This window comes from Roseovarius sp. Pro17, assembly GCF_035599575.1.
GTDB lineage: Bacteria > Pseudomonadota > Alphaproteobacteria > Rhodobacterales > Rhodobacteraceae > Roseovarius.
On sequence record NZ_CP141179.1, the window covers coordinates 1,569,296 to 1,584,127 of the forward strand.

Below are 14,832 nucleotides of genomic sequence, written 5' to 3' on the forward strand. Positions count from 1 at the left end.
CGAACGCCCATGCCCTTGACCCTTAGAGATACGTTGCTGACATCGCCCGTCCTTCTTGCGCCGCTGGCGGGGATCACGGATCTGCCTTTTCGCACCTTGGTCGCGCGCTTTGGCGCGGGCCTCGTGGTGAGCGAAATGATCGCGAGTCAGGAAATGGTGCAGGCCAAACCTTCGGCGCGTGAAAAGGCCGAATTGGGCCTAGGCGCCGCTGCAACTGCCGTGCAACTGGCCGGGTGCGAGCCCGTCTGGATGGCCGAAGCCGCGCGCATGGCCGAGGCGGATGGCGCGCGCATTATAGACATTAACATGGGTTGCCCCGCCAAGAAGGTGACGCGCAGCGCTGGATCGGGCGCGGCCGGATCGGCGCTGATGCGTGATCCCGACCATGCGCTGCGCCTGATCGAGGCGGTGGTGAGCGCGGTCAAGGTGCCTGTAACGCTGAAAATGCGACTGGGCTGGGATGACAGTCAGCGCAACGCGCCCGCTTTGGCACAGATGGCCGAAAACGCGGGGGTCGCCATGATTACGGTCCACGGGCGCACGCGCTGTCAGTTCTACAAGGGCCGCGCCGATTGGGCCGCAATCGGCGCGGTCAAGCAGGCTGTGCGCATCCCCGTGATCGCGAATGGAGATATCGTCGATGCCGCCACGGCTTGCAGCGCATTGAAGGCTTCGGGCGCGGATGGCGTCATGATCGGGCGCGGTGCGCAGGGACGGCCTTGGGCGCTGGCCGAGGTGGCGCATCGCCTCTTTGGCACCCCCGCGCCGCATGTTCCCCAAGGAACAGCGCTAGGCGACATGATCGGCGCGCATTATGAGGCGATGCTTGATTTCTACGGGTCCACTTTGGGGTTGCGCGTGGCCCGCAAGCATCTGCGCTGGTATCTGGACGGGGCCGAGCCACAAATGCGTCGCGCCATTCTGACGGCGGACGATCCGGCAACGGTGCTGCACCTGTTGCCCTGCGCGCTTAACCCATGCACATCGGTGGCCGCATGACGGCGGGCGCCCCCGATATCTGGGGCGCGCTACCGGTGCCCGCGCTGCTGCTGGACACGCAGGATCGTGCGCTTAGGATCAATCCGGCGGCCGAAGGGTTTCTGAACGCGTCGGCGCGCGCGGCTACAGGGCAGCGCCTGTCCGAGTTATTACACCTAGATGCGCCGCTTGATGCCGCTTTGGCGCGCGCGCGGGCGGTTGGCGCGCCACTCTTTGTCGCCGACATCGCTGTCGGCGCGGGGGGCCGCGCGCCGGTGCAATGTAGCCTTCAGATCGCGCCGATTGACATCGACGCGGCAGGGCCAGACGCCGCCATGTTGATGCTGATAATACCTAGCGAGTTGGCCGGTTATCCGGCGCAGGATCCGTCGGCGCGGCCCGGTGCCCGCTCGGCCATCGGCATGGCCGAGATGCTGGCGCACGAGATCAAGAACCCGCTGGCGGGAATCATCGGCGCCGCGCAGCTACTGTCGATGACCCTTGGCGAAGAGGATCGCGAACTGACGGATCTGATCGTCGGCGAAAGCCGCCGGATCGACGCGTTGCTGGGCCAGGTCGAAAGTTTTGGCAACCTCGCGCCACCGCGCTGTCGGCGGGTCAATGTGCATGATGTTCTGGTGCGCGCCCGGCGCAGTGCGTTGCTGGGCTTTGCTGCTGATATGCGCATCATTGAAGAGTATGACCCCTCGTTGCCCTATGCGTGGGCCGATCCCGATATGCTGCTGCAAGTGCTTCAAAACCTGTTGAAAAACGCCGCCGAGGCCGCCGCACCCGAAGGCGGCACAATCATCCTGCGCAGTTGTTTCGAGCAGGGCGTGCGCCTGCGCGGAGATGGCGGCACCGGTGCGCCCCTGCCGCTTCAGATTGAGGTAATCGACGATGGCCCCGGCGTGCCGCCTGAGCTGACCTCCAGCCTGTTCGAACCGTTCGTGTCGGGGCGCGAGAACGGCACCGGGCTGGGTCTGGCGCTGGCGGCGCGGATCATGGCGGGGCAGGGCGGCTGGATCGCGGTCAACTCACGTCCAGGCCGCACCGTATTCCGGCTGTCGCTGCCGCTGGCGACGTCCAAGTTGGAGGCAGGCTGATGGATGGCACGGTTCTAATCGCGGATGACGATCGCACGATCCGCACGGTTCTGGCACAGGCGCTGATGCGGGCGGGCTGCAAGGTGCACGCCACCTCCAGCCTGACGACGCTGATGCGTTGGATCAGCGAGGGGATGGGGGACGTCGTGATTTCCGACGTCATGATGCCCGATGGCAATGGGCTGGAAATGCTGCCCAAGATCGCTGAGGTGCGGCCCGGCCTGCCGGTCATCATCATTTCGGCGCAGAATACCGTGATGACCGCCATCCGCGCCGCCGAGGCCGAGGCTTGGGATTACCTGCCCAAGCCCTTCGATCTGCCCGATCTGATGGCGCGCACCGCGCGCGCGCTGACCAGCCACGGCGCGGACCGCGCCCGCGCGCCCCAACCAACGCCCAATGAGCTGCCGCTGATAGGGCAAAGCGCACCGATGCAAGCCCTGTTTCGTGTATTGGCACGGGTGATGAACACCGATCTGCCGGTCTGGATTTCGGGCGAGTCGGGCACCGGAAAATCGTTGATTGCGCGGGTGATCCATGACGTGTCGGACCGACGCGCGCGCCCTTACCTTGCGCTGGGGCCTGCCGATCTGCCTGCGGACGGCGCGCCTGCCGCGATTCTTGCGCGTGCGGACGGCGGCACCATCGTTCTGGACGGACTCTTTGATTTCGACGCGAACGCTCAGCTTCGCGCACTGCGCCTGATCGACGCCGCCACAGAGGCTGGCCCTGATACGCAGCCACGCATCATCGCCACAGCACAGAAATCGGGGCAGGTAACGGGGCCACAAATCGGGCAGGGCCTGCGCGACGATCTATATTTTCGTCTCGCAGGCGCCGTGATCGAGGTGCCACCGCTGCGCGCGCGCTCGGGCGATATCTCTCTTCTCGTGACGCATTTTCTCTACCTTTCCGAAGAGGCGGGTGGCCATCCGCGCCGCCTTGCACCGGATGCGCTGGACGCGCTGAACGCTTATGACTGGCCGGGCAACGTGCGCGAACTGGAACATGCAGCGCGCCGTCTGGCGCTAGGGGGTCGTGCGCCACTGATCTCGCACGACGAGGTAGCGGCCCTTTTGGCCACCCGCCCCGCCGCCCCGGTGGCAAGTGCACAGACCGAGAGCCTGTCGCAGGCTGTCGCCGCTCATGTGCAGCGCTACTTTGATCTGCACGCGCAGGAATTGCCGCCACCGGGCCTCTATGCGCGCATCCTGCGCGAGGTCGAGGCGCCACTGCTGCGAATCGCGCTGGATGCGGTGGGCGGAAATCAGGTCCAATGCGCCGAGCTTTTGGGCATGAACCGCAATACTTTGCGCAAAAAGATGACGTCGCTGGATATTGAGGTGACACGCCGCCCCAAGTTGATGTAAAAGCGCAACAGACCTGTGGCGCATTTGGGGCAGCACCCCCCGCGTGCCACTAAATATGGTGGGCGTGGTTTTTTAGTCACGCCGAAATGTTGGGGGATGTGAGTGGCCGCAAGGACACGCAGAATGGGGTGGGAGCGTATCTCACGCCTGCGCCGCGCAAAGCGTTTTCAGACCGCTGCCACCTTTGGGCTGGTCGTGCTGGGGCCGGTGCTGGCGTTGGTGACGTTCCTCGTCATGGGACCGCTGGATCAGGGCGCGCAATCGAACGTGTTGCGCATCGTTTTGCTGGCGGATCTGGTCTATGTCATCGCCGTCGCGGCGCTGGTGCTTCAGCGCGTTGTCCAGATGATCTCGGCCCGCCGGTCGCAATCGGCTGGCTCGCGGCTGCACCTGCGCCTCACCGGTGTTTTTGCGATCATGGCCTTGCTGCCGACGATTACGGTTGCGGTTTTCGCCACGCTGTCGGTCAATATGGGCCTTGAGGCGTGGTTTTCCGACCGGGTTGGCCGGGTCGTCAGCAATTCGGTCGCCGCGGCCGAGGCCTATGAGGACGAACACCGCCGTGATCTGATTATTGACGCGCGGGCAGTGGCGACCTTTCTTGAGGAGATCAAGCAGCGCAGCGTGTTCATGGACGACGGCGATATCAGGCAGGTTCTGTCCGAGGGTCAGCGCGAGATCCAGCGCGGATTGCGCGAGGCCTTTGTCATCGATGGCACCGGCGAGATCCGCGCGCGCGGCGAAAGCTCGTATCTGTTTGATTTTGAAAAGCCGTCCGAACAGCAACTGAGGGATGCGCGCGAGGACGGCATCCTGGTTCTTCAGGACTGGGATAATAACGAATTTCGCGCGCTGATCCCGCTGAAGGGCTTTGCCGACCGCATTCTTTATGTCAGCCGCAACGTGGATGGCGACATTCTGAACCTGCTGGATGAGACCAAGGAGACCGCGAATTTCTATCAACAACGCGAGAGCGAGCGGGGCCGCGTCCTGTTCGAGTTCGGACTGCTCTATCTGGGTTTCGCCGTCATCTTGATCCTTGCTGCCGTCTGGCTGGGCCTGTGGTTTGCCGAACGCCTCGCGCGCCCCGTGGGCCGCCTGACCAGCGCGGCGCAGCGTATCGGCGCGGGCGATCTGGATGTCCAGGTGCGCGAGGAGGAGGGCGATGACGAGATCGCGCAGCTCAGCACCTTCTTTAACCAGATGACTCGCCAGTTGAAGGCACAGCGCGCAGCGCTTTTGTCAAATACCGAACAGATCGAGAGGCGCCGCCGCCTGTTTGATTCGGTGCTGGGGTCGGTGTCGTCCGGCGTCGTTGGCCTTGATGCCAAGGGGCGCGTGACCTTCGTCAACCGCGCCGCCGAAAAGCTGCTGGATTGGCAGGAAGATCGCCAATCGGTCGATCTGACTGTGGCGGTGCCGGAATTTGCGGAACTGTTCAAACGCCTGCGCAAAAGCGCGAGTGGCTTTGTGCAGGACGAAATCCGCGTCACCCGCGGGGTCGAACAGGAAAGCCTGCTGGTGCGCATGTCCACCCGCCGCACAGACAGTGGCAAGCGAGAGGGATATGTTGTTGCCTTTGACGACGTCACCGATCTGGTCAGTGCACAACGTATGGCCGCGTGGGGCGACGTGGCGCAGCGCATCGCGCATGAGATCAAGAACCCGCTAACCCCGATCAAGCTGTCGGCCGAGCGAACGAAACGCAAGTTCACTAAGCTACTGAATGAAAAGGACGCAGCCGATCTGACGCAACTGACCGATGTTATCGTGCGCCAGACCGACGATCTGCGCCGCATCGTCGATGAATTCTCGAAGTTCGCACGCATGCCCGAGCCGCAGCGCAAGCCCGAAAGCCTCACACGCCTCGTCCGCGACGCGGTGCTGCTACAAGAGGCAGGCCAGCCCGATGTGCGGATCGAAAGCGATCTGGACGACGCGCCACTCTGGGCCGACGTGGATGCGACGATGATTTCTCAGGCGTTGACGAATTTGATCAAGAACGCTGGCGAAGCCACTGAAACCCTGCGTGAAAAGGGTCTTGCACCCGAGCGATTTCAGCCCATTATAAGGGTCAGCACGACATATATGGATGGCCGCGCCGAGTTGCGCATCGCCGACAATGGCATCGGCCTGCCCGAAGACCGCTCGCGCCTCTTTGAGCCATACGTGACGACACGCGACAAGGGCACGGGCCTCGGCCTGCCCATCGTCAAGAAAATCATCGAAGAGCATGGCGGCAGCCTGACATTGCTGGACGCCGAACCCTTTGCCGAGGGCGCGCGGCAGGGTGCAATGGCCGTGATCCGGCTGGATTTGACAGAAACGAGCATTGAACTGACAAGCGCCGACAAGGCGGTGGGGGCATAGCATGAGCGACATTCTGATAGTGGACGACGAGCGGGACATCCGCGAGCTGATCTCGGACATTCTAAAGGACGAGGGGTTTACCACCCGCCTCGCCGGCAACTCGGACGATGCGATGACCGCCATCGCCGCCGAGCCGCCCGCGCTGCTGATCCTCGATATCTGGCTGAAAGACAGCAACATGGATGGCATCGACATCCTCAAGGCGGTCAAGCGCGACTATCCTGAGGTGCCGGTCGTCATCATTTCGGGGCACGGCAACATCGAGATCGCCGTCGCCGCGATCAAGCAGGGCGCGTATGACTTCATCGAAAAGCCCTTTAATATCGACCAGTTGATGGTCGTGATCCGCCGCGGAATGGAGACCAGCCGCCTGCGCCGCGAAAACACCAGCCTCAAGCGCCGTGAGACGTCGCCCGCCGAGATGATGGGCGACAGTGCCGTTTTCCGCGCGATGATGGGCCAGTTGGAAAAGGTCACACGCTCGAACGGTCGCGTGATGCTGAGCGGGCCTGCGGGATCGGGCAAGGAACTGGCAGCGCGCTATATCCACGTCAATTCAAGCCGGGCGGGCGCGCCCTTTGTCAGCGTCGGCTGCGCGTCGATCGAGGCGGAGCGGATGGAAGAGGTTCTCTTTGGTCGCGAGAGCGAGGAAAAGGGGATCGAACCGGGCCTGCTGGAAGAGGCCAATGGCGGCGTGATCTATTTCGACGAGGTAGCGGACATGCCCCAAGGCACGCAGTCCAAGATCCTGCGCGTGCTGGTCGATCAGCAATTCACGCGCGTTGGTGGGGGGGACAAGGTGCAGGTGGATTTGCGCGTGATTTCCTCGACCTCACGCGACCTTGAGCAAGAGATCGTCGAGGGCCGGTTCCGCCGCGAACTGTTCCACCGCCTCAACGTGGTCCCCATCGCCGTGCCATCGCTGGAAGAGCGGCGCGACGATATTCCGCTCTTGGCCGAATATTTCGTCGAGATGCTGAACAAAACTCAAGGGTTGCCGCTGCGCGGGCTGGGCACAGAGGCGCGTGCGCAGCTTCAGACAATGGGTTGGCCCGGCAACGTCCGCCAACTGCGCAACGTAATCGAACGTGTGCTGATCTTGGGCGACGGCGCGGAAGAGATCGAGGCGCGCGAGATACCGACCGAGACCGAGTCCGCCCCCATCGACGGGCGCGTCGTGCTGTCGGGCGCGCTGTCGACGATGCCCCTGCGTGAGGCCCGCGAGGCGTTCGAGCGCGAGTATCTGCTGACGCAGATCAACCGCTACGGCGGCAACATCAGCCGCACCGCCGAATTCGTCGGAATGGAGCGCAGCGCGCTGCATCGCAAGCTGAAATCGCTGGGCGTCGTGACATCGTCCAAGGTGGGCGCGCGGATTGGGTGACACGACCCGGCCAATGGAAAACTCGGTGTGCAATGGTGCGGCGAGCGCGCGGTGAGGTGTCTTTGTTGCTCAAGTCAATTTATACCGAGTGACGACGGCTGTTCGGCTCAGGCGCGACGTCAACTGACCTCTCCCGGGGCAGGGTGATTCTATCAGATCATTTGACCACCCCCCGTTTGTCTGACACATCGGAGGATGCAGCGTTGAAGGACACCGATCTGCAGGACGCCGATCTGAAGGACACAGGCTCATGAAGGTCATCATTTGCGGCGCGGGCCAGGTCGGCTGGCAGATCGCGCGCCACCTCTCTGGCGAAAAGAACGACGTGACGGTCGTGGATAACAATCCCGACCTCGTGCGCCGCGCCACCGATACGCTGGACGTGCAGGGCCTGTGCGGTTTCGCCAGCTATCCCGACATTCTGGAGCGGGCCGGCGCGCGTGATGCGGACATGATCATCGCCGCCACCCATTCGGACGAAGTCAACATGGTGACCTGTCAGGTCGCGCATTCGGTCTTTGCCATCGGCCGCAAGATCGCGCGCCTGCGCAGCCAGTCCTATCTGGACGCGATTTATTCCGACCTCTATCGACGCGATCACATGCCGATTGACGTGGTTATCAGCCCCGAAAAAGAGGTGGCCGAGGCCGCACTACAGCGCCTCGCCGCGCCTGCCGCTTTTGATACCGAGAAATTCATGGACGGCAAGGCGCAGTTGATGGGCCTGCGTCTTGACGATGATTGTCCCGTGGTCAACACGCCCCTGCGCCAGCTTAGCGATCTTTTCTCGACGCTTCGGGTCGTCGTTTTGGCCGTGCGCCGCGACGGGCGGCTTTTTGCGCCCGAGGCGGCGGATCAGCTGTTCGTCGGGGACGAGTGCTATGTCCTTGCCCCGACAGAGGATATTCCTCGAACGCTCGAAGTTTTCGGCAAAAAGGCGCACAAGCAGGAGCGGGTGGTCATCCTTGGCGGCGGCAATGTGGGCCTCGCGGTGGCCAAGGCACTCGAGGCCAAGGGCCGTGGCCTGCGCGCCAAGGTGATCGAGCGTGACCGCCGCACCGCCGAGCGCGCCGCCGACGCGCTGGAACGCACGATCGTCCTCAACGGCGATGCACTGGACCGCGCGATCCTGAACGAGGCCGGCATCGCCAAGGCCGACGCCGTGCTGGCCGTAACCGACGACGACAAGACGAACCTGCTGGCCGCCGTGCGCGCAAAGTCCGAAGGCTGCCCCTTTGCCATCGCGCTGATCAACGACCCTACGCTGGTCCCACTGCTGGAGCCTATCGGCGTCGACGCCTACATCAATCCGCGCGCCACCACCGTCAGCAGTATCCTGCGCCATATTCGGCACGGGCGCGTGCGCGGCGTTTATTCCATCGGCGACGCCGAGGCCGAGGTGATCGAGGCGCAGGTCATGTCGACATCGTCAATCGCGGGCAGCATGATCCGCGACATCGACTTTCCCGAAGGGGTGTTGGTCGGCGCTGTGCAGAAGGGCGACAAGATCCTGAAGCCGACGGGCGCTATGCGCATCGACGAGGGCGATGTGATCGTGATCTTTGCCATGGCATCGGACGTGGAGCGTGTAGAACAGCTGCTTCAGGTCTCGATCGACTTCTTTTAACCGATGGGCGCGCATGCACGCATGATGCGGCAGAATCCGCTGACCAGAGTGCCGCTGATCCTGTTGCTGAGCGGCGTCGCGTCGGCGGCGATGTTCGTGCCCGCATTGCACGCGCTGGCACAGGAACAGCATACTGTATCGCGATCCTTCGGCTATTCGGGCGCACTGGGATTAGTGTTGACTGGGCTGATCGCGTTGGCCATGGGCGGCAACGCCCGCCGCGAGGCCAGCGATCTGGACAACCTCAGATCGCTCTGTCTGGCGTTCATCGGGCTGCCTCTGTTCATGGCAATTCCATTCTACGAGGGCTTGCGCACCACGTCTTTTCTCAATGCCTATTTCGAGATGGTATCGTCCTTTACGACCACTGGCGCGACTCTCTTTGAAAAACCGGGCAGGCTGGTGGACAGCTTGCACCTCTGGCGCGGCATGGTCGGCTGGATGGGGGGGCTACTGATGTGGATCGCGGCGTCGGCCATCCTCGCGCCACTGAACCTCGGTGGATTTGAGGTCACAGCAACCGCCGAACCGGGGCAGGCGGGGGCCGTGCAGGGCCGGTTCGAGCGGGCCGGATCGGGCCGCCGCGTGGCGCAGGTCACCAGCGCACTCGCGCCGCTATACATCGGGCTGACCGGGATGCTGTGGCTATTCCTTGCCATTGGTGGGGATCGTCCACTGGTCGCGCTGATACATGCGATGTCGACGATGGCGACCAGCGGCATTTCGCCCATTGGCGGTGTCGAACGGGCCGGATCGGGTGTCGGCGGCGAAGTGGTCATCTTCTGCTTCATGATGTTCGGGCTGTCGCGGCTGACCTTTTCGTCGGACACGGTGACATCGGCGCGCCCCGGCCTGCACAATGACCCCGAATTCCGCCTTGGCATGTTGATCGTGCTGGGTGTGCCATTGTTGCTGTTTTCGCGCCACTGGATCGCGGCAGTGGGGGCGGATCAGATCGAGGATGTGCCATCTGCGCTGAGCGCGCTCTGGGGCGGGATGTTCAGCGTCCTGTCGTTCCTGTCTACCACCGGCTTTGAGAGCGCGCATTGGGACGCTGCACGCCACTGGTCCGGTCTTGGCACTCCAGGGCTGATCCTGATGGGCGTGGCCCTGATCGGTGGCGGCGTCGCCACGACGGCTGGGGGGGTCAAGCTGCTGCGCGTTTACGCCCTGTATCTGAACGGTCAGCGCGAGATGGAGAGGCTGGTTCACCCCTCATCCGTCGGTCGCGCGGGCGCGCGAAGTCGCCGAATGCGGCGGCAGGGCGCGTTTGTGGCATGGATCTTCTTCATGCTTTTCGCGATGTCTCTGGCGCTGGTGACGGTGGTTTTGGCGGCCTTCGGCGTCGAGTTCGAGCAAGCGATTATCCTCGCCATTGCATCGCTGTCGACGACCGGGCCACTGACACAGATCGCGGGCGAAATGCCTATCGCGCTGAACCTCATGGCGCCGGGCGCCAAGCTGGTGGTCTGCGCGGCCATGGTGCTGGGTCGGCTGGAAACACTGGCGATCATCGCGCTGGTCAGCCCTAGCCTCTGGCGCGACTGAGCCGGGGTTGGCTCAATGGCAGGCCGGGGATGGGCACCTTATCCTGCGGCACCCGGACCCGGCGGCCTTTCGCCAGAAATCAGCCAAGCTGCGGCAGCCATTTGATTTTAGGGCTGGAAACTCCAATCGCGGCGTTCCATATTGACGCTTACCACCAATACACCCGAATGCCGATCCGCGGCATATAGCAAGAATAATGAATTTGGGGACAAACTATGGCATCTGACCGTCAAAACCTTCAGGACGCATTTCTAAATGAAGTGCGCAAGACCAAGACACCGGTTACGGTTTTTCTTATCAACGGCGTTAAACTGCAAGGCGTCATCACCTGGTTTGACAATTTCTGCATCCTGCTGCGCCGTGACGGGCAGTCGCAACTGGTCTATAAACATGCCGTCTCGACGATCATGCCGTCGCAGCCAATCAACCTCTATAGCGGTGACGATGCAGCCTGATAGGCACGGCCGGATGGCCAATCCATGATGGATGAAAACGGCGTCGACACTGACGCGCACGATACGCGTGCGCACGATACCCGCGCATGGGTGCTGCATCCCGATACCTATAAATCCGGCGGTAATGCCCGCAAACCCGATCTGTCATTGGAAGAGGCGATGGCATTGGGCCGCGCCCTGCCGGGCCTTGACGTGCGGGGCGGCGCAGTGGTGCGCCTGCCAAAGATGCATCCCGGCAAGCTGTTCGGTAAGGGCAAGATCGAAGAGCTGCGCATTCAGTTCGAAGCGGATGAGATCGAGTTGGTCCTGATTGACGGCCCCGTCAGCCCGGTTCAACAGCGCAATCTGGAAAAGGCGTGGAACGTCAAGATCCTCGACCGCACAGGCCTGATCCTTGAGATTTTCAGCGACCGTGCGGCGACACGTGAGGGCGTGTTGCAGGTGGAAATGGCGGCTTTGTCATATCAGCGCACCCGGCTCGTGCGCGCCTGGACCCACCTTGAGCGGCAGCGCGGCGGACTTGGGTTTGTCGGCGGCCCCGGCGAGACTCAGATCGAAGCGGATCGCCGCGCCATCGACGATCATATCGTGCGCCTGCGCCGCCAATTGGACAAGGTGGCCAAGACACGCACACTGCACCGCGCCGCCCGCGCCAAGGTGCCGTTTCCTATTGTCGCGCTGGTCGGCTACACCAATGCCGGAAAATCCACGCTTTTCAACCGCCTGACCGGGGCGGATGTGATGGCCAAGGACATGCTCTTTGCCACGCTTGACCCGACGATGCGGCGCATTGCGTTGCCCGGCGGCGGGCCCGAGGTGATCATGAGCGACACGGTCGGCTTTATTTCTGACCTGCCGACCGAACTGGTCGCCGCCTTCCGTGCCACGCTAGAGGAAGTGCTGAGCGCAGATCTGATCTGCCACGTGCGTGACATCTCGCACCCCGAGACAGAGGCACAAAAGAGCGATGTCGAGGCGATCCTTGACAGCCTCAAAGTCGGCGCGGACGTGCCGCGCATCGAAATCTGGAACAAGATCGACCTGATGGAGGCCGAGGACCGTGCCGCGCTGATTACCCGTGCGGAGCGGACGGACGATGTGCAGGCTCTTAGCGCCGTGACCGGCGAGGGGATGCAGGCGCTGGTGGACCGCATCGGTAGCATCCTGACAGGCGATGCGCGCGTCGAAGAGGTGCTGCTGCCCTATGCCGAGGGACGTCGCCACGCATGGTTACACGCACACGGCGTGGTCGAGGACGAGGCGCAGGGCGAAGATGGCTATAGCCTGACCGTCCGCTGGACCGCTCGCCAACGCGCCGAGTTCGACGCGCTGAAATAGCGCTAAAGCGTTTCGCCTTTAACCCGAGGCATCGGATAAAGGCGAAGCACGCGCAACGCTAATATGTCGCGCGCGTTTCGCAAAAATCTTTGATTCAGTTTTTCGCGAAACGCTTTACTCAGGCTTCGGCATCAGCACCGTAATCCCGACTGCACCTGCGCGGGCCAATTCAGGGTCCAGTGACATCGGGATATACTCACCCCGCCGCCAAAGCTGCGCCAGGTCGTCGTAATGCCGGCTGAGGAAATGGCCCGACTGGCCCGTCGAAATGACAAAGACGCTGCTGCCCGGATCGGCGAAATCATAGACACCACGATAGCCCGCCGCATGGACGTTCTGGAATGGATTGTCGCCGATGCCAGAGCTGCGACCGCGTTGCAGCGTATGATCGCCGCCGCCGGTCGACTGGCGAATGTTCACAAAATAGCGCAGGCCCGGCACGGTCCCCAAAACGGGATGGTCCTGCGTTGCCTGATGTGCGTCGCCCCAGCGCAACGATTCCAATGCGGTGCCGTAGCGGTTCGTGATCCAGACCAACGCATCGTCTAGCGCGAGGCGCGCGATGTCGGGGCAGGTCTCGACGGGACCGGATTGTTTGACGTCACACCATGCTGATGCACCGTCCACGTCGCGGAACACCCGTTCGACGAAAACCGGATCGGTATGGGTGAATTCATCCGCCAGTGGCCCCAACTCGTCCTGCGCGAGGCGTTGACCGAGCGCACGTAACCATGCGGCGTAAATCAGTGGCTCGGGGCGGTGCTCATTCATCTCGCCGTTCCAGCCTGCCAGCAGCTCCAGCGCGCGCTGGCGCAGGCGCAACGGCGTGCCCTCGGCGGCGCTTTCGCCAGTGAACCACAGGTCGGCACCGATCAGCGGCAGAAGTGAACGGGCGGTAAAACTGACGGTATCCAACTGCGCCTCGACAAAGCTGTCGCGCGTATGCACCTCGCGTCCCTGCATCAGCTTTTGCCAGCGATGGATGCGCTGCGTGTCGCCCCAATGGTGGCTGACATGCAGCGGAAATGGGCGATCGACGATCTTGTTGTTCGTGTTCCCAAGGATTCCGCCGGGCGGGTCAATGAATTCGGGATTGGCCGAGTAGGGATAGCGCCCCTGCCAGCGGTTATGCTGGATCCAGCCACGGCTGGGCAGACGGCCTTCGGTGTCATGCTCGGCGCTGCGCCGGGGCATGGCGCCGACCAGCTTCATCGCGATTTGGCCTTCGTCGACGACGGTCAGCACCTGCGCGGGGGCGACGAAATCCTCGCCGGCCGCCAGTGCCTCGTCCACGTTTCCCGCGCGCATCAGCGCGACGCCCGCGCTCATCGTGGTGTCGCGGGGGCTGAGCGCGGTCCATGCCACGCTGGCAACGTGGCCGGGCGGCGTGATCGCGCCCAGATCGTATTGCGATCCGGGCAGGACGGGGCCGTTTTCAGTATAGCGCAAGGTAAGGGTCACCGGCGCCTCGTCCTTGATCTTGATGATCGAGCGGCGTGTGAGAAAGTCGGCGAAACCGTCTGGCGTGCGATATTGATTGCGGTTTTCCGGGTTCAACTGTTCGATATGGACGTCCTGATCGTCGAGATAGGCCGACGTGATACCCCATCCCAGCCGGTCGCTGCGCCCGCTCAGAACCAGCGGCACGCCAGGAATGGTCGCGCCGATGACGCCGCCTGATGCCAGTTCCAGCCGGGCGAGATACCAGATCGACGGCGCCGTCAGCCCCAAATGCGGGTCATTCGCCAATAGCGTGCCGCCCGCAGCCGAGCGCGCAGGCGCAGCGGCAAAGACATTGGACGCACCTGCCAGATTTTGCGGTGAGATCGGCGACAGCGGATCGCGCGGCGTGGCCGTATTGTCGGCGAAACGCGGCAGCGCGCCCGGCTCAAAGAAGCTGGCGTATTTCGGTAGCGCAGCAAGGCCGGTGCCCGGCGCATCGGGCAGGATATCGCGCAGCCGGGCGTCGTCATCCAGCATCATAGACGTGCGCGCGCGCAGCACCTCGTTTTGCATGTGAGGCGACAGTTGCACGGCCAACAGCTTGATTATGGCGATGGAATCGGCGGGCACCCAAGGCGCGATGGGCGCGTTAAAGAGGAACATCTCGGGTGCGCCGCGCCCGAGCGCGTTGTCGTTGATTTCCGCCACGCGCGCGTTGACGCCGCGCGCATATGCGTCCAGCGCGGCGCGCGTTGCGGGATCCTGCCACCGCACGGATTTGCGCGCGGCGCCGTAGATGTCGAAGCGGCGCATCAGCTTGTCTATGGCAAGGCTGCGGAGGCCGAATACCTCAGACAGGCGGCCCTGCGCGGTGCGGCGCAGAATCGTCATCTGCCAAAGGCGATCCTGCGCGTGGACGTATCCCAGCGCCTCGAACACGTCGACTTCGGACTGGCCAAAGATATGTGGCACGTCGGCATTATCGCGCACAATTTCGACCGGGGCGCTAAGGCCTGCGATCTCTAGCGTCTTGTCATAGTCGGGCAGGGACCGGGACAGCAGAAAATAAAGGCCCAGCACAGCAAGCACAGCAAGCGCGATCAGCGCGCCTGCGATCCGCATCAGCCATTTGAACACACCTGCCATCGCGCCTTGCCTTGCCTTGCCTTGTCATGCCCGCACGGGATAGTCAGAAAGAGGGCCAAGGACAATG

General features: G+C 63.1%; 10 protein-coding genes. 9 read left to right on the forward strand and 1 reads right to left on the reverse strand.

The features are described 5' to 3' along the window. Positions 1–9 precede the first annotated feature (9 nt). The 9 genes from dusB (at position 10) to hflX (ending at position 12,176) form a co-directional block, all read left to right on the forward strand. Positions 10–999 carry a tRNA dihydrouridine synthase DusB gene (dusB, locus tag U3654_RS07645; protein WP_324754741.1) on the forward strand — a complete coding sequence of 330 codons (990 nt, stop codon included), beginning with the start codon at positions 10–12 and terminating at the stop codon, positions 997–999. Continuing rightward, the gene (locus U3654_RS07650) at positions 996–2,084 is read left to right on the forward strand and encodes a two-component system sensor histidine kinase NtrB (RefSeq protein WP_324754742.1); all 1,089 of its coding nucleotides are present in this window, start codon (positions 996–998) and stop codon (positions 2,082–2,084) included. The genes dusB and U3654_RS07650 overlap by 4 nt, the downstream gene beginning before the upstream one ends. Beyond that, the gene (locus U3654_RS07655; RefSeq protein ID WP_324754743.1) at positions 2,084–3,454 is read left to right on the forward strand and encodes a response regulator; all 1,371 of its coding nucleotides are present in this window, start codon (positions 2,084–2,086) and stop codon (positions 3,452–3,454) included. Before U3654_RS07650 ends, U3654_RS07655 begins: the two co-directional genes overlap by 1 nt. Before the next feature lie 123 nt (positions 3,455–3,577). Further along, positions 3,578–5,824: a PAS domain-containing sensor histidine kinase gene (locus U3654_RS07660; RefSeq protein WP_324754744.1), complete on the forward strand. Its 2,247-nt coding sequence runs from the start codon at positions 3,578–3,580 to the stop codon at positions 5,822–5,824. A 1-nt stretch (position 5,825) separates the two neighbouring features. Beyond that, a complete protein-coding gene (locus U3654_RS07665) occupies positions 5,826–7,208 on the forward strand; it encodes a sigma-54 dependent transcriptional regulator (RefSeq protein WP_324754745.1) in 1,383 nt (460 codons plus the stop codon). Between the two features lie 250 nt (positions 7,209–7,458). Further along, positions 7,459–8,835 (forward strand): Trk system potassium transporter TrkA, encoded by a 1,377-nt coding sequence (gene trkA, locus U3654_RS07670; RefSeq protein ID WP_324754746.1) that lies wholly within the window; start codon positions 7,459–7,461, stop codon positions 8,833–8,835. Between the two features lie 21 nt (positions 8,836–8,856). After that, positions 8,857–10,383: a TrkH family potassium uptake protein gene (locus tag U3654_RS07675; RefSeq protein ID WP_324754747.1), complete on the forward strand. Its 1,527-nt coding sequence runs from the start codon at positions 8,857–8,859 to the stop codon at positions 10,381–10,383. Positions 10,384–10,598: 215 nt separating this feature from the next. Continuing rightward, complete coding sequence (gene hfq / locus U3654_RS07680; protein WP_324754748.1) at positions 10,599–10,838, forward strand: RNA chaperone Hfq; 240 nt, start codon at positions 10,599–10,601, stop codon at positions 10,836–10,838. Positions 10,839–10,862: 24 nt separating this feature from the next. After that, positions 10,863–12,176, forward strand: coding sequence for a GTPase HflX (hflX, locus tag U3654_RS07685; protein ID WP_324754749.1), 1,314 nt, complete (start codon positions 10,863–10,865; stop codon positions 12,174–12,176). Positions 12,177–12,290: 114 nt separating this feature from the next. On the opposite strand, the gene U3654_RS07690 is transcribed toward hflX, so the two are convergent. Next, positions 12,291–14,765 (reverse strand): penicillin acylase family protein, encoded by a 2,475-nt coding sequence (locus U3654_RS07690; RefSeq protein ID WP_324754750.1) that lies wholly within the window; start codon positions 14,763–14,765, stop codon positions 12,291–12,293. Between the last annotated feature and the right edge of the window lie 67 nt (positions 14,766–14,832).

What these genes read in the sequence shown, in the direction of transcription:
- dusB (WP_324754741.1), top strand. Translation starts at nt 10, where the DNA reads ATGCCCTTGACCCTTAGAGATACGTTGCTGACATCGCCCGTCCTTCTT.
- U3654_RS07650 (WP_324754742.1), top strand. Translation starts at nt 996, where the DNA reads ATGACGGCGGGCGCCCCCGATATCTGGGGCGCGCTACCGGTGCCCGCG.
- U3654_RS07655 (WP_324754743.1), top strand. Translation starts at nt 2,084, where the DNA reads ATGGATGGCACGGTTCTAATCGCGGATGACGATCGCACGATCCGCACG.
- U3654_RS07660 (WP_324754744.1), top strand. Translation starts at nt 3,578, where the DNA reads ATGGGGTGGGAGCGTATCTCACGCCTGCGCCGCGCAAAGCGTTTTCAG.
- U3654_RS07665 (WP_324754745.1), top strand. Translation starts at nt 5,826, where the DNA reads ATGAGCGACATTCTGATAGTGGACGACGAGCGGGACATCCGCGAGCTG.
- trkA (WP_324754746.1), top strand. Translation starts at nt 7,459, where the DNA reads ATGAAGGTCATCATTTGCGGCGCGGGCCAGGTCGGCTGGCAGATCGCG.
- U3654_RS07675 (WP_324754747.1), top strand. Translation starts at nt 8,857, where the DNA reads ATGATGCGGCAGAATCCGCTGACCAGAGTGCCGCTGATCCTGTTGCTG.
- hfq (WP_324754748.1), top strand. Translation starts at nt 10,599, where the DNA reads ATGGCATCTGACCGTCAAAACCTTCAGGACGCATTTCTAAATGAAGTG.
- hflX (WP_324754749.1), top strand. Translation starts at nt 10,863, where the DNA reads ATGATGGATGAAAACGGCGTCGACACTGACGCGCACGATACGCGTGCG.
- U3654_RS07690 (WP_324754750.1), bottom strand. Translation starts at nt 14,765, where the DNA reads ATGGCAGGTGTGTTCAAATGGCTGATGCGGATCGCAGGCGCGCTGATC.